The 19,579-nt window shown below is 56.9% G+C and carries 16 protein-coding genes and 1 tRNA gene (1 of these 17 running past the window's edge); 6 read left to right on the top strand and 11 right to left on the bottom strand.

The genetic code is table 11. The annotated features are described in order from the left end of the window. Positions 1 to 2 precede the first annotated feature (2 nt). On the bottom strand, positions 3 to 1,445 hold the full coding sequence (locus tag GBK02_RS05395) for a LutB/LldF family L-lactate oxidation iron-sulfur protein (protein ID WP_203468718.1): 1,443 nt from the start codon (positions 1,443 to 1,445) through the stop codon (positions 3 to 5). Beyond that, positions 1,445 to 2,176: a (Fe-S)-binding protein gene (locus GBK02_RS05390; RefSeq protein WP_203468717.1), complete on the bottom strand. Its 732-nt coding sequence runs from the start codon at positions 2,174 to 2,176 to the stop codon at positions 1,445 to 1,447. Before GBK02_RS05390 ends, GBK02_RS05395 begins: the two co-directional genes overlap by 1 nt. A gap of 130 nt (positions 2,177 to 2,306) precedes the next feature. Between GBK02_RS05390 and GBK02_RS05385 the strand changes: the two genes are divergently transcribed. Continuing rightward, the gene (locus tag GBK02_RS05385; RefSeq protein WP_203469307.1) at positions 2,307 to 3,035 is read left to right on the top strand and encodes an IclR family transcriptional regulator; all 729 of its coding nucleotides are present in this window, start codon (positions 2,307 to 2,309) and stop codon (positions 3,033 to 3,035) included. 44 nt (positions 3,036 to 3,079) lie between these two features. Here the strand turns inward: GBK02_RS05385 and pbpG are convergent, their stop codons facing one another. Next, positions 3,080 to 4,189 (bottom strand): D-alanyl-D-alanine endopeptidase, encoded by a 1,110-nt coding sequence (gene pbpG / locus GBK02_RS05380; protein WP_203468716.1) that lies wholly within the window; start codon positions 4,187 to 4,189, stop codon positions 3,080 to 3,082. A 103-nt stretch (positions 4,190 to 4,292) separates the two neighbouring features. Beyond that, the gene (locus tag GBK02_RS05375) at positions 4,293 to 6,572 is read right to left on the bottom strand and encodes an NADP-dependent malic enzyme (protein WP_203468715.1); all 2,280 of its coding nucleotides are present in this window, start codon (positions 6,570 to 6,572) and stop codon (positions 4,293 to 4,295) included. 244 nt (positions 6,573 to 6,816) lie between these two features. Here GBK02_RS05375 and GBK02_RS05370 point away from each other — a divergent pair, with 244 nt between their 5' ends. Further along, the gene (locus GBK02_RS05370; protein ID WP_203468714.1) at positions 6,817 to 8,661 is read left to right on the top strand and encodes a phosphoenolpyruvate carboxykinase (GTP); all 1,845 of its coding nucleotides are present in this window, start codon (positions 6,817 to 6,819) and stop codon (positions 8,659 to 8,661) included. A gap of 60 nt (positions 8,662 to 8,721) precedes the next feature. Next, entirely contained in the window at positions 8,722 to 9,882 is a 1,161-nt protein-coding gene (locus tag GBK02_RS05365; RefSeq protein ID WP_203468713.1) for a pyridoxal phosphate-dependent aminotransferase, read from the top strand. Here the strand turns inward: GBK02_RS05365 and ampD are convergent. The 7 genes from ampD to ispB all read right to left on the bottom strand — a co-directional run bounded on the left by ampD (position 9,859) and on the right by ispB (position 16,864). After that, positions 9,859 to 10,428 carry a 1,6-anhydro-N-acetylmuramyl-L-alanine amidase AmpD gene (ampD, locus tag GBK02_RS05360; protein WP_203468712.1) on the bottom strand — a complete coding sequence of 190 codons (570 nt, stop codon included), beginning with the start codon at positions 10,426 to 10,428 and terminating at the stop codon, positions 9,859 to 9,861. The two genes, GBK02_RS05365 and ampD, sit on opposite strands and share 24 nt — an antisense overlap. Next, positions 10,425 to 11,774 (bottom strand): sigma-54 dependent transcriptional regulator, encoded by a 1,350-nt coding sequence (locus tag GBK02_RS05355; protein ID WP_203468711.1) that lies wholly within the window; start codon positions 11,772 to 11,774, stop codon positions 10,425 to 10,427. Before GBK02_RS05355 ends, ampD begins: the two co-directional genes overlap by 4 nt. Further along, positions 11,732 to 13,339, bottom strand: coding sequence for a nitrogen regulation protein NR(II) (locus GBK02_RS05350; protein WP_203468710.1), 1,608 nt, complete (start codon positions 13,337 to 13,339; stop codon positions 11,732 to 11,734). Before GBK02_RS05350 ends, GBK02_RS05355 begins: the two co-directional genes overlap by 43 nt. Then, positions 13,339 to 13,554 (bottom strand): PP0621 family protein, encoded by a 216-nt coding sequence (locus GBK02_RS05345; RefSeq protein WP_203468709.1) that lies wholly within the window; start codon positions 13,552 to 13,554, stop codon positions 13,339 to 13,341. The genes GBK02_RS05350 and GBK02_RS05345 overlap by 1 nt, the downstream gene beginning before the upstream one ends. Positions 13,555 to 13,674: 120 nt before the next feature. Then, the gene (locus GBK02_RS05340) at positions 13,675 to 15,522 is read right to left on the bottom strand and encodes an ATP-binding protein (protein ID WP_203468708.1); all 1,848 of its coding nucleotides are present in this window, start codon (positions 15,520 to 15,522) and stop codon (positions 13,675 to 13,677) included. Positions 15,523 to 15,801: 279 nt separating this feature from the next. Continuing rightward, positions 15,802 to 15,878 (bottom strand) — tRNA-Pro (locus GBK02_RS05335). A gap of 17 nt (positions 15,879 to 15,895) precedes the next feature. Next, positions 15,896 to 16,864, bottom strand: a complete 969-nt coding sequence (ispB, locus tag GBK02_RS05330) for an octaprenyl diphosphate synthase (protein WP_203468707.1) — start codon at positions 16,862 to 16,864, stop codon at positions 15,896 to 15,898. A 142-nt stretch (positions 16,865 to 17,006) separates the two neighbouring features. Here ispB and GBK02_RS05325 point away from each other — a divergent pair, with 142 nt between their 5' ends. The 3 genes in view from GBK02_RS05325 to corA are tightly spaced (at most 2 nt apart) and all read left to right on the top strand, a layout consistent with a single transcriptional unit that may run on beyond the window. Then, complete coding sequence (locus GBK02_RS05325) at positions 17,007 to 18,110, top strand: HD domain-containing phosphohydrolase (RefSeq protein WP_203468706.1); 1,104 nt, start codon at positions 17,007 to 17,009, stop codon at positions 18,108 to 18,110. Beyond that, on the top strand, positions 18,110 to 18,874 hold the full coding sequence (tcdA, locus tag GBK02_RS05320) for a tRNA cyclic N6-threonylcarbamoyladenosine(37) synthase TcdA (protein ID WP_203468705.1): 765 nt from the start codon (positions 18,110 to 18,112) through the stop codon (positions 18,872 to 18,874). Before GBK02_RS05325 ends, tcdA begins: the two co-directional genes overlap by 1 nt. A gap of 2 nt (positions 18,875 to 18,876) precedes the next feature. After that, a protein-coding gene (corA, locus tag GBK02_RS05315) for a magnesium/cobalt transporter CorA (RefSeq protein ID WP_203468704.1) crosses the window boundary here: on the top strand, positions 18,877 to 19,579 show its 5' portion. The gene runs 362 nt beyond the window's last position; the window shows 703 of its 1,065 coding nt (coding positions 1-703); its start codon is at positions 18,877 to 18,879; its stop codon lies beyond the right edge, outside the window.

Genomic DNA, 19,579 nt, shown 5'->3' with positions numbered 1-19,579 from the left:
GTTCAGGTTCTCTTTCTTGCTGCGTAAAGTTCGTGGAATGTCTTACCATCGGGCGGCGTCAGATCGCGTCCTGCGGTCCACCCCGGCGCCAGGCCCAAAATGCGGATACGGCCGCTGTCGTCGGCCAGCCATTGCAGGTAACGCGCAGCACGACGCATCACCCAACGATACAGTGCCGGCTTGCCGGCCAGCCAAGCCCAGGCGCGCAAGGCCAGGCTTTCAGACCATGGCCGCAGGCCGCCGTCGACCTGATCCTCGCGCAGGCGATGCATCAATTTGGGCAAGGGAATGCGCACCGGACAGACGCTGCCACACTGATTGCAACCGGTCGACGCATGCGGCAAATCCAGTGCATTTTCGAGGCCGGTATATAGCGGCGTCAGCACCGAGCCCATCGGGCCGGGATAAACCCAGCCGTAGGCATGCCCACCCAGCGAAAAATAAACCGGGCAATGGTTCATGCAGGCGCCGCAACGAATACAGCGCAGCATCTCCTGATAGGCCGAACCCAGCAGCTTGGCGCGACCATTATCGACCAGGATGAAAACTGTCTTTTCCGGCCCATCCTGATCGCCCGGCTGCTTTGTCCCGGTCAACAGCGAAACATAATTCGAAATGGTTTGCCCGGTGGCCGAGCGCGGCAAAAGGCGCATCAGGGTGGCGAAATCCTCCAGGGTCGGCACAATCTTCTCGATCCCGGTAATCACGACATGTACCTTGGGCAAGGTCGTCACCATGCGACCGTTGCCCTCGTTGGTCACCAGCGAAGCCGAGCCGGTTTCGGCAATCAGGAAATTGGCGCCGGTAATCCCCATCTCGGCGCTGAGAAAATGCTGGCGCAGCACCTGGCGCGCCTCACGCGTCATGGCCGGGATATCAGCCGACGTACGTTGTTGCTCGGCCCGGCCATGCTCTCTGGCAAACAGCGCCTCGACCTCGTCGATCGTCTTATGCACCGCCGGAGCGATGATGTGCGATGGCGTTTCCCCAGCCAGCTGGATGATGTACTCACCGAGGTCGGTTTCGACCGGCTGGATGCCGGCAGCGGCAAGCGCCTCGTTGAGATGCGCCTCTTCCGACAGCATTGACTTCGATTTGGCCGCCTTGGTGACACCATGGCGACGTGCCACATCGATCACCAGATCGCAGATTTCGTCACCGTCGCGCGCCCAGAGCACCTCGGCACCACTGGCCCTGGCCCGCTCTTCGAAAATATCGAGCCAGACATCGAGATCGCTCAAAACGCGATTGCGGATCTCTTCACAAGCCGAACGCAGCCCCTCGAAATCCAGCCCATCCTCAGGCAATGCAGCAATCCCCTTGGCCCGCTTGCCGACAAACAACGGCTTGGCTTTTTGCAACGCTCGCTGCAACACCGGATTTCTGATCTTCTCTCCGGCCCGAGCCTGGAAATGCATCGCCTGCGAATGCTTGGCCGCACTCATCAATCACCGCCCCCGGCAAGGATTTCAGCAATATGCAAAACCCGCGTCGTTTCATCGCCGCGACGACGCAAACGCCCTTCGATATTCATCAGGCAGCCCAGATCGCCGCCGGCCACAACCTCCGCTCCGGCCGCCGCAATCGAATCGCATTTACGATCGACGATACGGGTCGAAACATCGCCGAACTTGACCGAGAATGCGCCGCCAAAGCCGCAGCATTCTTCGCAATCGGACATTTCCTTGAGCTCGGCTCCGGCCACTTTCATCAACAAGGTCCGTGGTTGCTGCTTGATGCCCAGCGAACGCAGTCCCTTGCATGAGTCGTGGTAAGTCACGCTGCCCGAAAAATGCGAGGCCAGACTATCCTCCTGCTTCAGCACATCGACCAGAAAGCTGGTCAACTCGTACGTTCGACCGGCGACAGCCGACGCACGCGCCGCCCAGGCCGGGTCATCGGCCAGCAAGGGCGGATAGACGTTGCGAATTTGATCGGTACACGAACCCGAGGGAATCACGACATAGTCGTAAGCTTCAAGTTCGGCAATCGCCTTCTTCGCCAGATCGACAGCCAGCTTGCGATTTCCAGCACTCCAGGCCGGTTGACCGCAGCAAGTCTGCCCCTCGGGGATAACCACTTCGCAACCGGCAGACTCAAGCAGACGCAGGGTCGCAAAGCCGACCGAGGGTCGCATCAGGTCCACCAGGCAGGTAACGTACAGAGCTAAGCGCATGCTAATATTGCGGCGCACAAGAAAATAAAGTGGCTAATGCTACTCAAACAGCACCAATAAAGGAATCCAGTTGTCAGAAGCTGCCAACGGGTCTGCAAAAACTCCCGGCTCAATCCAGGTCATCGAACGCATGATGTCGCTGCTCGACGCGCTCGCTGACGCCCCCGAAGCAACCAGCCTGAAACAACTGGCTGGCGCGACCGACCTGCATCCATCGACCGCACACCGCATTCTCGCAGCAATGTGCAATGCGCGCTTTGTCGAACGTCAAGATGCCGGCACCTATCGACTGGGCATCCGTCTTCTGGAGCTTGGCGCGATTGTCAAATCGCGCATCAATCTTCGCGAAGTCGCGCTCCCGTTCATGCAGGAACTGCACGAGTCGATCGGCGAAGCGATCAATCTTGGCGCCCGCCACGACGATGAAATCGTCTACCTTGAACGCACCTCATCCGGTCGTTCGCTGGTTCGTGTCGTTTATCTCGTCGGTGGGCGAGCCCCCTTGCACCTGACGTCGCTCGGCAAACTCTTCCTGGCGGCCGACAATCCACAAAAAATACGCGACTACGCGAAACGGACCGGCCTGCCGGGCAAGACGCCACACTCGCTGACCACGCTGGCCGCCCTGGAAAAAGAGCTTGATAAAGTTCGCCGCCACGATATTGCCTACGATGATGAAGAGGCTGAAATCGGCTTGAAGTGCCTGGCCGCGCCGATTCGCGACGATGAAGGCAATATTGTCGCAGCGCTGTCGGTCTCCGCTCCTGCGGATCGTCACGATCCGGAATGGGTTGCCAAGATCAAACAAACAGCGGATGCGGTCTCGCATGCGCTCGGCTATCTCGGCCCCAAAAAATAAGGCCGCAAACAGCGGCCTTATTTCGCAAACGCACAGTCACCCGATCAAACGCGGCGACGCTCGCTGCTCAGGCTGGCACTTTCCATCCAGCGCTTGATCCGATTCGCATCCCCAACCCGGGTCATCTTGCCAGCCGAGTCAAGCAGCACGATCACGACCGGCTTGTCAGCCACGCGCGCCTGCATGACCAAGCAACGCCCGGCTTCGGAGATATAGCCGGTTTTCGACACCCCGATTTCCCAGCTATCGCTGCGCACCAGCGGATTGGTCGTTCCGAAGTTATGAACCCGGCCATTCAATTCCACCTTGGCTTCAGCAGTCGTCGAATAACTACGAATTTCCGGATAACGCGCCGCAGCGGTCACCATGCGAGCCAGGTCATGGGCGGTTGATACATTGTTGCTCGACAACCCGGTCGGCTCTTCAAAACGCGAGTTGTACATACCCAAAGCTTGCGCCTTCTTGTTCATCGCCGTCACAAATGCCCGCAGGCCGCCGGGATAATGGCGCCCCAGCGTATGTGCAGCACGATTCTCTGAGGACATCAGCGCCAGCAGCATGGCGGTTTCGCGCGTCATCGTGGTGCCGACCGGCAAGCGCGAACGCGTACCCTTCAAGCTATCGACATCTTCCTCGCCAATCGAAATGACTTCCTGCAAGTCTAGCTTGGCATCAAGCACGACCATGGCGGTCATCAGCTTCGAAATCGAAGCGATTGGAACCACGGCATCCGGCTGCTTTTCCAGCACGGCATGCCCGGTGCTCTGATCAATCACCAGAGCCGATGAGGAATAAAGAGCCAGGCGACCAGGGTCGATATCGGCCATCGAGACACGGCGCACCGGCTTTTTAGGTGCATCGTACGCGGCATGAACGGTTTTCTTCCCGGATTTAGCCGCAACAGACTTACCAGAAGAGGCCGCAGGCCGCACAGGAGCCGCCGCTACTTTATGTGTCGTTTTGCCATGAGAACTCTTGGCGGCCAGCCTGGATGATGGCTTGGCGGCAACAGTCGTTTTCTTGCCAGCAGATGCCGCAACCTTTTTGGTCGGCGCATGCGCATTTTTGGCGGTGCTGGACGCCAGCAGCGAGGTATTAACCCCGAAGGACAACAGGGCGCCCAAGAGTAGGGCAACCTTCAGTTTTTGCTTCATTCACGATCTCCTGCCAATACCGGGAAATTTTAGCCCAGTTTAGCAGGAGAGTGTGAATTTTCAATAAAAATAAGCAGATACAACAACAACTTAAAGCAACAATTTATACAGCATCAACCACTGTAAGCGCTGTCATATTGACGATGCGACGAACCGTTGCCGTTGGCGTCAGGATGTTGACCGGCTTCGCCGCCCCGAGCAGGATCGGACCAACGGTCAGGTTGTCGCCCGCCGCCACTTTGAGCAGGTTGAACGAAATATTCGCTGCATCCAGTGTCGGCATGACCAGCAGATTGGCCTGCCCCTTGAGCCGGGAGTTCGGGAAGGCGGCAAGACGAATTTCTTCATCCAGCGCCGCATCGCCGTGCATTTCACCCTCTACTTCAAGTTCGGGAGCCCGTTGCTGCAACTGCGCCAGGACATCACGCATCTTGACCGAGGTCGGCGTATCTTCGGTACCAAATGTTGAGTGCGACAACAATGCAACCTTCGGCTGAATACCGAAATTGCGGATTTCCTCTGCGGCCAGCAAGGCCATGTCGGTCAGATGCTCGGCCGTCGGGTCGTAATTGACGTAGGTATCGCCGATGAATACGGTACGCCCAGGCAACATCAGCAAATTCATGGCGTAGTAGCGATCCAGATCACCCCGCGTACCGATGACGCTCTGCACATACTCACGGTGCGTTTCGTGGCGCCCGAAAGTCCCGCAAATCAAGCCATCGGCATAGCCAAGGTGAACCATCAAGGCACCGTACAAAGTATTGCGCCGACGAACCTCACGACGCGCATAGTCCGGAGAGACACCTTTACGCTCCATCAAGCCGTGATAGGTTTTCCAGAACTCCTCATAATGCTCATCGAAGAACGCACAGTTTTCCGAATGAACGACTTCGAAGTCCTCACCCTCGCGAATCCGCAGCCCCGCCACTTCGATCCGGCGATTGATTTCGGCGTGACGACCGATCAGCACGGGCCAGGCAATGCCTTCATCACGAACCACCTGAACCGCACGCAGCACGCGCTCATCTTCACCTTCGGCAAAGACAATGCGCTTGGGCGCCATCTTGGCCTGGGAGAAAACCGGCTTCATGATCATGCCGGAGTGGTACACAAATTCGTTCAAGCCCTGGATGTAGGCATCCCAATCCTTGATCGGACGAGTTGCCACACCGGAGTCCATCCCTGCCTTGGCGACAGCCGGCGCGATCTTGACGATCAAGCGCGGGTCAAACGGTTTTGGAATCAGGTATTCAGGACCAAAAGCAGAAACTTTTTCTCCGTAAGCCGAAGCTACCACTTCCGATTGCTCAGCCCGGGCCAACTCGGCAATAGCTTTCACCGCGGCCATTTTCATTTCTTCGGTGATCGTCGTCGCACCGACATCCAAAGCACCGCGGAAAATGAACGGGAAACAGAGAACGTTGTTGACCTGATTCGGATAGTCGGAGCGACCGGTGCAAATGATGGCATCGCTGCGCACCTTGGTCACTTCGGCCGGCATGATCTCCGGCGTAGGATTGGCCAGGGCGAGAATCAGCGGATTGGCCGCCATTTTGGCAACCATCTCGCCCTTGAGTACGCCACCGGCAGACAGGCCGAGGAACACATCGGCATCGGCAATTGCTTCACCCAGCGAACGCTGATCGGTCACCTTGGCGTAACGCGCCTTGATCTCGTCCATTTCTTCGACGCGACCTTCGTATACCAGGCCCTTGATATCGGTCACCCAGATATTTTCAATTGGCGCACCGAGCATGACCAACAAATCAAGACAGGCAAGCGCGGCAGCGCCCGCCCCTGAGGTCACGATTTTTACTTTGGAAAGATCTTTTCCGATCAGGTGCAGGCCATTCAGAACCGCAGCACCGACAACGATGGCCGTGCCATGCTGATCATCGTGGAACACGGGGATTTTCATCCGTTCCCGCAGTTTTTTCTCGATATAGAAACACTCTGGCGCCTTGATATCCTCAAGGTTGATCCCGCCAAAAGTCGGCTCAAGCGAGGCAATCGTGTCGATCAGCTTGTCCGGGTCGCGCTCGTCGATTTCCAGATCGAACACATCGATATTGGCAAATTTTTTGAACAGAACGCCCTTGCCTTCCATGACCGGCTTGGCCGCCAGCGGCCCGATGGCGCCGAGACCAAGAACGGCCGTCCCGTTGGTAATCACACCGACCAGATTGGCACGCGAAGTCAGGGTGCTGACTTCGGCCGGATCAGCGACGATTTCTTCGCAAGCGAAGGCCACGCCCGGCGAATAGGCCATCGACAAATCGTACTGGTTGGTGAGCTGCTTGATGGGTGTCACCGCAATCTTGCCCGGCTTCGGGTGGCGATGATAGTAAAGCGCGGCTTCGCGCAGTTGCCTAGGATCCATGTCTACCTCCGTTTTATATTGTGAAACGTGATTTCGAATCGCGGAACATAATATCATGCCTTTTTGCCATTTCCACCCCCGGATATCACTTAGAAGTGTAAAGTCAAGTAGATGTTTACCCTGACTTGATGCATAATTACGGGCTTCCCAGCCGACGGCCCCTCGCCGCTCTAAGTCTTGGTGGCAGCTCCCGGCGACTGGCGTGAAACTTAGCTATTTCAGTAACTTAGAGAGAGACACCGCCATGACCGCACCGCTGAATGCACCTGACTACGTCAAACATGAAGCCCTGAAGAAATGGGTTGCAGACATTGCTGCACTGACCCAGCCTGACCGTATTCACTGGGCCGATGGATCGCAGGAAGAGTATGACCGCCTGTGTGCCGAAATGGTAGAGGCCGGCACCCTGATCAAGCTCAACGAAGCCAAGCGCCCGAATTCCTACCTGGCTTTCTCCGATCCGTCCGACGTCGCCCGTGTCGAAGACCGCACTTACATCTGCTCCGCCAAGAAAGAAGACGCCGGCCCGACCAATAACTGGGAAGAGCCTGCCGTCATGCGCGAAACCCTGAACGGTCTGTTCAAGGGCTGCATGAAGGGCCGTACGATGTACGTCATCCCGTTCTCGATGGGCCCGCTCGGTTCGCCGATCGCCCACATCGGTTTCGAAATCACCGACTCCGCCTACGTCGTCACCAACATGCGCACGATGACCCGCATGGGCAAGGCCGTTTTCGACGTGCTCGGTACCGATGGCGAATTCGTGCCCTGCATCCACACTGTCGGCGCCCCGCTTGAGCCGGGCCAGCAAGACAGCAAGTGGCCGTGCAACCCGACCGTCAAATACATCGTGCACTACCCGGAAACCCGCGAAATCTGGTCCTACGGTTCCGGCTACGGCGGCAACGCCCTACTCGGCAAGAAGTGCTTCGCCCTGCGCATCGCCTCCAACATGGCACGCGAACAAGGCTGGCTGGCCGAACACATGCTGATCCTCGGCGTCGAATCGCCGGAAGGAGAAAAGTCCTACGTCGCTGCCGCCTTCCCGTCGGCCTGCGGCAAGACCAACTTCGCCATGCTGATCCCGCCGAAGACCCTGGACGGCTGGAAGATCACCACCATCGGCGACGACATTGCCTGGATCAAGCCGCGCCAGGACAAGGATGGTGTTACCCGCTTCTACGCCATCAACCCGGAAGCCGGTTTCTTCGGCGTCGCTCCGGGCACCAGCGAAAAGACCAACTTCAACGCCTTGGCCACCCTCAAGGAAAACATCATCTTCACCAACGTCGCACTGACCGACGACGGCGATGTGTGGTGGGAAGGCCTGACCAAGGAAGCACCGGCTCACCTGATCGACTGGCAAGGCAATGACTGGACGCCGGAAGATGGCAAGGCCGGCAAGAAGGCCGCCCACGCCAACTCCCGCTTCACCGCTCCGGCCAATCAGTGCCCGTCGGTTGACGAAGCCTGGGAAGATCCCGCCGGTGTGCCGATTTCTGCCTTCATTTTCGGCGGCCGCCGCGCCACCACCGTGCCGCTCGTGTACCAGGCTTTCAACTGGAACTACGGCGTTTACATGGCCGCCACGCTCGGTTCCGAAACCACGGCTGCCGCTTTCGGCCAGCAGGGTGTCGTGCGTCGCGACCCATTCGCCATGCTGCCCTTCTGCGGCTACCACATGGGCGATTACTTCAACCACTGGCTGAAGATGGGCAAGACCGTCGATGCCACGCCGAAGATTTTCTGTGTTAACTGGTTCCGCATGGATGCCGATGGCAACTTCATGTGGCCGGGCTTCGGCGACAACATGCGCGTCCTGAAGTGGATCGTTCAGCGTTGCAAGGGCACCGTTGCAGCCAAGGAAACCGCTCTGGGCTGGATGCCGAAGTTTGAGGACATCGACTGGACCGGCATCAACATTTCCAAGGGTGAATTCGATGCGCTGACCACGATCGATGCCGATGCATGGCGCTCCGAGCTGGCTGGCCACAAGGAATGGTTCGACAAGATGGGCGAAAAACTGCCGCGCGAGTTCACCCTCAAGCGCGAGCTGTTCGAAATGGCCCTGTTCAAAGACGCAGTTTGATTGAACGCCTGATTTAAGCTAACGGCCACCTGCGGGTGGCCGTTTGTTTTGGAGAATCGCATGTACCGCCCAGCCCAACGCCTGGCCGACATTTCCCCGTTCCACGTGGTCGAACTACTGACCCGGGCTCGACAACTGGAAGCCGAAGGTCGCGACATCATTCACATGGAAGTCGGCGAACCCGACTTTCCGACGCCCGAACCGATTGCCCGCGCCGCCGTGGCTGCGATTGAACAAGGCCGCACCCTGTACACCCAGGCGCTCGGCCTGCCCGAGTTGCGCGAAGCGATTTCCGGCTTCTACCGTGAACGCTACGGGGCCGATGTGCCAGCCTCCAGAATCGCCGTCACCAATGGCGCATCCGGCGCATTAAACCTTGCATTTGCCTGTCTGGCCGACCCGGGCAGCGAATGGCTGCTGACAGACCCTGGCTACCCGTGCAACCGGCATATTTTGCGAGCCTACGAAGGTCGACCGCGCAATATCCCGGTTGGCCCTGAAAACAATTTCCAGCCGACGCCGGAATTGCTCCGTAAACACTGGTCGACCGCGACACGCGGCCTGCTCGTCGCCTCACCGGCCAACCCGACCGGCACCCTGTTGACGCGCTCCGAAATCGAAGCCCTTGCCGCTGTCTGCCGGGAGCAAAAAGGGCACTTTCTGGTGGACGAGATTTATCACGGGCTGACCTATGAAGGCGATGCACCTACCGCCTGTGCCGCGGGGGACGATATCTGGGTAATCAACAGTTTTTCGAAATATTTCCAGATGACCGGCTGGCGACTGGGCTGGATGGTCATTCCCCAAGCTTATGTCAGGGATGTCGAAAAACTGGCGCAGAACCTGGTGCTCTGCCCGTCCACACCCGCGCAATACGGCGCACTGGCTGCATTCGAACCGGAAACCATTGCCCTGCTCGAAACCCGCCGTGCCGAATTCCGCCGGCGCCGCGACTTTCTCGCCCCGGCGCTGGAAGCCATTGGCTTTCGCATTACAGCTCGCCCGGAAGGTGCGTTCTATCTGTATTGCGACTGTTCCGCCTTATGCGAAGACAGCTTTGCCCTAGCCCGCGACCTGCTGGAAACGGCAGGCGTTGCGGCCACTCCCGGGCTTGATTTTGGTTCGCACGAACCGGCGAAGCATATCCGCTTCGCCTACACGACAGAGATCGAACGACTTGCTGAAGCAGCGCAGCGTCTAAAAACTTATTTCAGCCGGTAAGATCAGATCAGGATAGCGCCGGGCAAGCTCGGCCCAATCAAAGAATGGCCCTGGATCGGTTTTCCGCTCCGGGGCTACGTGACAATGCCCGGCAATCTCGGTAATTGGATAGCGCTGACGCAACGCCTCGATCAACGCGCCGAGCGCAGCGTATTGCTCCGCTGGATACGCCTGAAAATCGGAGCCTTCAAGCTCGATACCAACGGAGAAATCGTTGCAATTCTCCCGTCCCGACCAGGTTGACCGGCCGGCATGCCAGGCTCGCTGGTCGCAGCCGACAAACTGGATCACAGTTCCATCACGTCGGACAAAAAAATGGGCCGATACCTGCAACGGCGCAATTTGAGCAAAATAGGGATGGGCCTGCGGATCAAGCTGATTGGTGAAAAACTGCTCAACCCAGGGACCGCCAAAGTGATCCGGGGGCAAGCTGATGTTATGCACGACAATCAGCGAAACATCCCCGGAATCAGGCCGCTCTCCGAAATTCGGGGAGTAAACGTGACGAACCCCACTCAGCCAGCCACCGGGAGCCCAGTCGCTCATTCGATCCCCAAGCGTTCCAGGCGGTAGCGCATGGAACGGAAAGTCACACCGAGCAAACGGGCAGCCGCCGTTCGGTTGCCCTCTGTTGTTTGCAAGGCTTCGAGAATAGCCTGGCGCTCAAGCCGATTCAGATAAGCATCCAGCGTCTCACTGCCTCGCCCGCCACTCTCTTCAACCAAATCCTCCGGTTCAAGATGAAGATCATCCACTTCGATTTGCTCTCCCGAGCAAAGTGCGGTGGCCCGCTCGAGGATATTCTCCAGTTCACGAACATTTCCCGGGAACGGATAAAACTCCAAGGCTCGCAACGCAGCTGCAGACAAAAACGGATGAGTTGCACCGAACAACCGCTGCAAAATGGCAGCAACCAGCGGAGCAATATCTTCGGCTCGCTCGCGCAAAGGAGGCATGCGCAGCTCGATCACGTTCAGGCGGTAATAAAGATCCTGGCGGAAAGCACCCCGGTCGACACAATCGCGCAGATTTTTGTGCGTCGCACAGACAATGCGGACATCGACAGGCTCTTCGAGTGTGTTGCCCACTTTGCGCACACGTTTTTCCTGAATGGCGCGCAACAACTTGACCTGCATGGCCAACGGCAAATCAGCCACTTCGTCAAGAAACAACGTCCCGCCATTGGCCGCCTGGAAAAAACCGTCACGGTCGGTTTCTGCCCCAGTGAACGCGCCCTTGCGATAACCGAAGAATTCGCTCTCCATCAGCATTTCCGGGATTGCGCCGCAGTTGACCGGGACAAAGGCCCCGGCATGCCGGGCACTGCGGGCATGGATCAGGCGAGCGGCCAGTTCCTTGCCACTACCGGACTCACCCGAAATGTAGATCGGCGCCTGGCTGCGGGCCAATTTGTCGATCATTGTCCGGACGTGCTGCATGCAGGGCGAATTGCCCACCAAGGCAAGCAACGGATCATCTCCACGCACCGCCTCGGGCAGGCGCAGGGCCGATTTGACCAAGGCCCGCAACTGATCCAGGCCAACCGGTTTGGTCAGGTAATCAAACGCACCGGCCTTGAGTGCCGCGACTGCATTTTCTGCGCTCCCGAAAGCAGTAATCACGGCAACCGGCAGTCGACCGTGGTGCTCGGCAATGTGCTGGACAATTTCCAGCCCCTCGCCATCAGGCAGACGCATATCGGTCAGGCAGAGATTAAAGGCCCCCGATTCGAGTGCCTTTTTCGCCTCACCGACCGAGCCGACACATACCGTAGCCAAGCCCATGCGCAATAGCGTCAGATCGATCAGCTCACGGATATCCGGCTCGTCATCAACCACCAAAACCCGGTTCAACGCATCAGCGGACCGTCGCTCACTTCGGGCAAGTGACACCAATCATTTCTCCCTGCAAGAATAAAATGGCCGCCGGACGATGTGCCGACCAGTTCAAGTGTCGCACCATTGGCGGCCGACAACTCGCGCGCGATGAACAGACCCAAGCCCGTACCGGCATGGTGAGTCGTGAAAAAAGGCTCGAATATCTGCTCACGAACCGAATCAGAGATGCCGGGACCATCATCGATGACATGCAATTCTACCCGCCCTTCCTGGCTACCGCGCCGTGTGAGCAGGCGAACAGCACCTTCGCCGCGGCTCGAGTGCCGCAAGGCGTTGCTCACCAGGTTCCAGAGAATCTGATCAAGGTGCGAGCGATCAAAGCACAAGGTCAAAGGCTCATCGAAAATGGCAACGACAACACTGGGCGCCAGACTTTCCGCCGCTGAAAACTGCTCGAGAAAAGCGGCACAAAATTCTTCAAGTACCAGATTTTGCGGCTCCGCACGCTGCTGGCGCCCCAAACCCAGGACATCCTGAACAATGCGATCCAGGCGAACCACATTGTCATTCAAAATACGTAAAAGGCGATCTTGCACGGCGCCGCGCTGTTCCTCGCGCAACAACTCACCAGCATGCCCGATGGCCGACAGCGGATTGCGGATTTCATGGGCAATACTCGCGGTCAACCGCCCCAGAGAGGCCAATTTCAATTGCTGGGCACGCGCCTTGATACGCCCAACATCTTCGAGGAAAACGAGCACCTCGCCATCGGAACTGCTTGTCCGCTCAAAACGGGCCTGCAACTCGCAACCATCGCTTCCGCCAAACTGGACGGAGTCAGAGCCTCCCACCAGCCAGGCCTGAAGCGCTTCAGCCAATGCTGGCACCAGCGCCGCAAGCATTGGCGCCGTATCCGGAGCAATCCCCAGCATGTTCGCGGCCACCGGATTACTCTGCCCGACCACGCCCTCCTGTCCGACAATCAACACGCCATCCTGCATTCGCTCGACCACACGCCGGCTGATACGAATCTGATTCTCCAGCGCCTCGCCACGACGCCTGGCCAGATCCTCGTTAGCCATCACACGTTGTCCCAACAAGCGCGCCAGAATCGCGGTCGCAAAAAAACCCGCCGAAAGGAATCCTCCCTGGACAACGGATGCCAGTTCAAAATACCCCTCGACAAGCCCGTAAAGCTGGGTCAACAACACCGCCAGCGTGGCCAGCGCGGCATAGAACAACACCAACCGCCCTCGTCCGACCAAACTGGCTGCCGCCAGAGAGATCAGCAGCAAGACGCCGAGACCGCTCCCGACGCCTCCCGCCTCATACATGAACAAACTGACCACCACCGCATCGATGGCCACCTGGATCGAGAGCTGGAAATTGAAGCGCCGTTGCCAGTGGATCGACAGCAACAAGCCACCGACGATACTCAGGGCATAGATTGCATCAAGCGCCAGCAAGGCGGCTGAGGGCGAAAAATGAAGTCGGCCAGTCCAGTCATAGGGCACCAGCAGAGCCAGAAAGAACAGGCCGGCGAGTACCAGTCGATACAGGTTGAAATACTGGAAGGAGCGCCAATTGGCCTCCCAGGTCGAGGACAGCCAGTCGGACATCAGCGTCCGTCGGCCTGACGGTGAGCCTGGCAGCAGAAACTGCGGTCATTGTCGACAAGCGCTTCACTGGCCGGCAGATAGACGCCGCAGTGGGCACAATTGACCATCTGTTCAGGAGCCCGCCCTTGAACCGGCTGGTCCGATGGCTGTGTATTGCGCTTCTTCCACACCCACCAAATCACGCCCAAAAACGCAAAAAGGAACAGGTATTTCATTACAACCTCACACAGGAAAGGGCGTTACACCAGGATGGGCGATACGACGATAGCCCACCAGCTTCGCCCAATCCTCTGCATTTTGCAACCACCCGGCAAGACTCGGGGCATGCAGAAAAACTAATTGAGCTGACCTTCAAGCGCCGACAACAACTGGGGAAAGTCGACCGGCTTGAAAAGCACGGTCCAGCCGGAAGATTCCGCGATCTTGATCCGCTCGGGCAATGTTTCGCCAGTCAGGATGACAGCCCTGATGGGATGCATTGCTTGTCGCTGAATGGTTTTCAACATCTCGACACCATCCATGCCTGGCAGCCGAAAATCAGAAAGGTAGATATCTGCGCCAGCAATATCACTGGCCGACAAAGCAAGCTCAGCGGAAGCATAGGAAGAAACGCTAATACCCTTGGCCCTGAGCGCAATATCAACCGCACTCGCCAGTAAAGCATCATCCTCGACCACCACAACCCGACGCCCGAGCCAGCAGGACTCGACGGCAGACTCGCTAACCGCTGCGGGCAGCAACTCCCGAACGGGCAGCAAAGCCTCGTCGGCCAAAGGGAGTGCAAATTCGAAAACCGATCCCTTCCCGTGGCGAGAACGGCAAATCACCTCTGTCCCCAGCAACTTGGCCAGGCGTTTGACAATCGACAATCCCAGCCCCAACCCCTTGGCACGATCACGTGCCTGGTTCCCGATCTGAAAATACTCATCGTAAATTTTTCGGGTATTTTCAGCCGAAATACCAATCCCGGTATCCCAGATCTGAATGATCGCACGATCACCCCGGCGGCGAATACCAACCAGAATCCCGCCTGTGTCGGTGTATTTCAGCGCATTCCCAATCAAGTTATTGAGCATGCTGAGCAGCAACTTGGCATCGGTAAAAACAGCCAGCCGCCGAAAGGGGAAATAAAGCTTGAAGCGCAACCCCTTGTCCAGCGCCAGAGAACTGAATTCAGCATCAATCTGGCGAAATAAAGCCTCGACATCGATCGTATCCGGAACAGGCTTGATGCGACCGGCATCCAACTTTGAAATATCCAGAAGGGCATTCAATAAGTCGCCCAAAGAGGTCAGCGAAAGTGACAGATAGTGACTCAAGCGCTGCTGCTCTTCATTGAGGCCCGTGCCTTTGAGAACACTGTGGAATAAATTGATTGCTTGCAAAGGTTGGCGTAAATCGTGGCTCGCCGCAGCCAGGAATTCACTCTTGACCTGATTCAAGCGGGTCGCTTCCTCCTGTGCCAGTTTCAACTCGTGGGTCCGAGCCTCAACCAGCTGCTCGAGATTGTTTTGATGTTCAACCAAAGCCTGTTCGGCCTGACTACGCGCCAGATCACGGCGCTTCAATCCCTCCAGCAAGCTGCCGAAGCGCTCATCAAGCAGTTGAATTTCATCGACAGCCCGCGGGACAGGTTTTGAAGCCAGCGCCAGCTCAGGCAAAGCATCGGTAATCGCCTGTTCGGTACGTGAAGTCAAATGCTCGATCGGCCCAATCACCGTCCGCCGCAACAGCCAGCGCAACGAAAAACACATGACGATGAAGATCAGTAGCATGGTAATCAGGTGATCGCGCAGGCTGGCAGCCTGCAATGCATCCCGATCATGACTGGAAAAAATAACCCGTATTTTCCCAATACCAGGTGCATCGCTATCCCGCCAGCGGATTTCCGAAACAAATTCAGGCCCAGCCGCATCGGGATTGCCAAAGCGAGCCACACCCTGGCCATGGTGAGTCACTTCAACAAACAGGATGCTGTCGTTTTTTTTCCCTGCGACGGCAATCGCATACTCAAGTGCGGGGTAATCCAGACTGATCAATTGCTCAATGGCAAATGCCCCCAGTGAGTCGACCAGATTCTGGCTTTGCTTCTCGAACAGACGCTCAAGAGAAGCGCGCTGATCGATTGAAAAATACGCGGTGGCCAGCAGCAGTGCGATACCGACAGCGGTCGTTGCCCCCATGAGAATTCGCGCAGAAAGGGATCGCCCTGGCCCGAAAATTTGTTCGAAGCGGTTAAACAGCCTGTTCGATCTCACTGGCAAAAGCCCTTTGAGTTTTATTTCCCGGAACAATCCGGCGGCATGCGAAAACGGACAAAAATTGCCGTCCGCATAAAACGCTGAAATATATCACAGCGCAAAGAGCCGTCCCTGGAATTCCAAGGTTTCAGGAAGATCTCAAAATACTGACCGGAAATAGAAAAACCCACGTAACTCTTGCGAATTACGTGGGTTCCTAATTGGTCGGAGTGACAGGATTCGAACTTGCGACCCCTGCGTCCCGAACGCAGTGCTCTACCAGGCTGAGCTACACTCCGAATGCAACTGAAAGAATCTAATGATTTCTCTCAACTGCGAAGGAGGACAATTGTAGCAGAGCTTCCTTAAAAGGTGAAGCCCCCAAGCAAAAAATTGATGATCTTGCGAGTTCGGCTTCCTGACGCGCCCGTGCCCTGGCATGATCCAAAGCTCCGCTGGCACGGATCGCTTCGAGAACAGCCGGGAAATCATCACGGCCACCTTCTTCAATCGCCTTGCGAACATTGGCCGAATGCTGCGGTGAACCATGCTGCATGGCATAAATCAACGGCAACGTCGGCTTACCCTCAGCCAGATCATCACCAAGATGCTTGCCTGTATCGGCTTCCTGCCCCGAATAATCGAGCACATCGTCGATCAACTGGAAGGCTGTTCCCAAGTGCATGCCATAAGCCGCCAGCGCTTTCTCCACCTCGGGAGTTGCCTGACCCAAAATGGCGCCCAGTTGGGCTGCCGCCTCGAAAAGCTTGGCCGTTTTGTAATGGATGACCTGCATGTAACGCGCCTCGTCGACATCTGCGTCGTGGCAATTCATCAACTGCAGGACTTCGCCTTCGGCGATTACATTCGTGGCGTCGGACAGCACTTGCATGACGCGCATGTTATCCACCGAGACCATCATCTGGAATGCGCGCGAATAGAGGAAATCTCCGACCAGAACGCTGGCTGCATTGCCGAACATGGCATTTGCCGTATCCCTGCCGCGCCTCAGCGCTGACTCATCGACCACGTCGTCATGCAAAAGCGTGGCCGTGTGAATGAATTCAACCACGGCCGCCATTTCATGATGACGCGTCCCTTGATAACCCATGGCACCGGCAGCCAGCAACACCAAGGCCGGCCGCATGCGTTTGCCGCCGCTGTTGATGATGTATTCGGACACCTGGCTGACCAGTGCCACATCGGAATGCAGGCGATCGCGGATAACCGCATCCACGGACTTCATGTCGGGCCCGATCAGGGCGTAAAGCTGTTCCAGTGTCACAGTAAGGGCGATTCTCTTGGGAAGCCCGAAATCTTAGGTGCCATGAAGGGGGGAGTCAAGGCCGCCGGCGCTTCCACCCTCTTATTTATCAGCGCTTTGGGATAAACTCGACACCTGAAAATCGAACAACAGGGAGGCAGAGATGGATATCCGCTTGATCATTGCACCGGTCGTTCAGGACCGCGATGCGCTTGAGGAGTTTGCCGAAGTACTGACGGATCGCGCACCGGAAGTTGAACGCAATGTAGCACGCCTCAAAAAGACGCCAGCAGATCGCGAGATTACGGCGGAACTGTTCAGGGCCATCCACAACATCAAGGGCGACGCCTCCCTTTGCAAGTTCGAGTTGGGGGTCGCCATTGCCCATCCGATTGAAACAATGATGGCCCGGTTTCGGGAAGGCGAAATTCTGTTTTCCGATTTGCTTTCAGAACTGATCCTGCTTGCCGTCGACCGACTTGAACTGGCTACTGATGCCCTGCTGTCGGGCAAGTCGGTGGATCATCTTCAACTACTCGCCCTGATCCAGGGACTAGAAAAGCTTGCGCTATCGAGTGCAGACAGTGTTGACGCTCATTGCGCAGAATTAATTGAAGCAGTGACCGGCTTTCCTCCGGTCATTGCCAATATATCAAGCCGTGCTCCACGAGTCGCCACGCCCAAACCTGAACAAAAAAACGCCACCTCGGATTTGCATTTTTTCCGCTCCCTGGCCTTGCAGTTGGAAAGTCGTTCGCCGCTCTTCAAGGGACGAACGATGCGGATTCTTCGTCTCGCACTGGAAACCAACAAGGCAGGCGGAGATGCGGTTGACCCGGTCCAACTCGAGGCGGCCGTTTATCTCCACGACATCGGGATGATGCTCCTGCCTGAAGCAGTCTGGCTGAAAATGGGCAAGATGACTGCAGATGACAAACTATCCCTGCGCAACCACCCGGGCTACGCGGCAGGGTTGTTGCAGCGCATGCCCGGCTGGGAGGCTGCAGCGGAGATGGTTGCACAGCATCATGAAATGCCGGACGCCGGAGGCTACCCCAACAAGTTGGCGGCCAATGATATTTGTCCCGGCGCCAAAATCATTGCCATCGTCGACGCCTTTGAGGCCGTCATGCTCAAACACATTCATCGCGGCAAAAATCGTTCGGTACTACGGGCGATCGCGGAAATCAACGCTTGCGACAATCAGTTTGCGCCGGAATGGATCGCACCGTTCAACGCAGTCATTCGCAAAACGGTCGAAGCTTGATGTCGATCGATCATGATCGCCGCTTCGGTGGCGTGGCACGACTGTATGGAGAAGAAGGCGCACACCGGCTGCGCCAGGCACACGTCTGCATCGTCGGCATTGGCGGCGTTGGTTCGTGGAGTGCCGAAGCACTCGCCAGAACAGGTATCGGGCAGATTACCGTGGTCGACCTCGACATGGTGGCCGAATCGAATACCAACCGGCAGATTCATGCACTCGGCGACATTTATGGCAAAGCCAAGGTCGACGCCATGGCTGAGCGCATTCAGGCCATCAACCCTGAATGCAAAGTCACGTGCATTGAAGACTTTGTCACGGTTGAGAACATGGCCCAAATTCTCTTGCCGCACTTTTCCGTCATCATTGATGCCATTGATCAGGTCCGCATCAAAACGGCCATGGTCGCCTTTTGCAGGGACAACAAGCAATCGATTATCGTTGCTGGTGCGGCCGGGGGGCAGACTGACCCAACGAAAATTCAAGTCGCCGACCTGAGTCAGACCATTCAGGATCCTTTGCTTGCGAAGGTTCGCTCAGGATTGCGTCGGGATCATGGTTTTCCTCGTGCCGGCGGCAAGAAATTTGGCGTTCCCGCCATTTTCTCAACAGAGCCGCTGCGCTACCCGGAGAGCACGGACAGTTGCGCAACGACACCAGGCCCTAGCGGACTCAACTGCGCCGGGTTTGGATCATCCGTTTGCGTTACATCGGTATTCGGTATGGCGGCGGCCGCTCAAGCTATTGAACTTATCATCGGCCAGTGAAAGTGAAGAAACCGAAAAAACTGCGCTCAAGCAAGGCTGGATTTCCTCCCGGCTCCCTGATTCATATCGGGGAAATCAAGATGCCGGAAACCAGCTTCACCCTGATCGACTACGACGACCAGGGGCTGGCCGAACGCCCCTTGGGCAGCAGCCACGATTTCGCGACGGCCCCGCGCCCGTTCAAACTCCGCTGGGCCAATATTTACGGCATCCAGAAAGCAGATGACCTGAAAGAAATCGGTCAAACATTCAACCTGCATCCACTCGTTCAGGAAGATATTCTGAACAATGCTCAACGTCAAAAAATCGATGCGTACGACGACTACCTTTACCTGGTTCTGCACCGATATGAATTAAAAAATCCCAAGCTGGAGTTGATGCAGGATCAAATCAGCCTTGTACTCGGGCATGATTTTGTCCTCAGTTTTCAGGAGCGACAATCCCGGACCTTTGAGCCAGTCCGCCAACGGATTCGGACAGAGCACTCAAGCCTGCGCAAGGGGGGAGCTGACACACTGGCTTATTCCCTGATTGATGCAGTGGTCGACAGCTATTTTGCCGTGATCGAACAACTGGACGATCACGCGGAACAGCTGGAAATGGATATCTTGTCACACGCCAAGCCATCGACACTTGAAGCAATCCACCAGTTCAAGCGGACGGTATCCCAACTGCGTCGCAACCTTCAGCCGTTGCGGGAAATTC

This window comes from Dechloromonas sp. TW-R-39-2 (assembly GCF_016864195.1).
Taxonomy (GTDB): Bacteria; Pseudomonadota; Gammaproteobacteria; order Burkholderiales; family Rhodocyclaceae; genus Azonexus.
The sequence above is the reverse complement of the archived record's forward strand: the minus strand, read 5'-3'. Positions and strand labels throughout refer to the sequence as shown.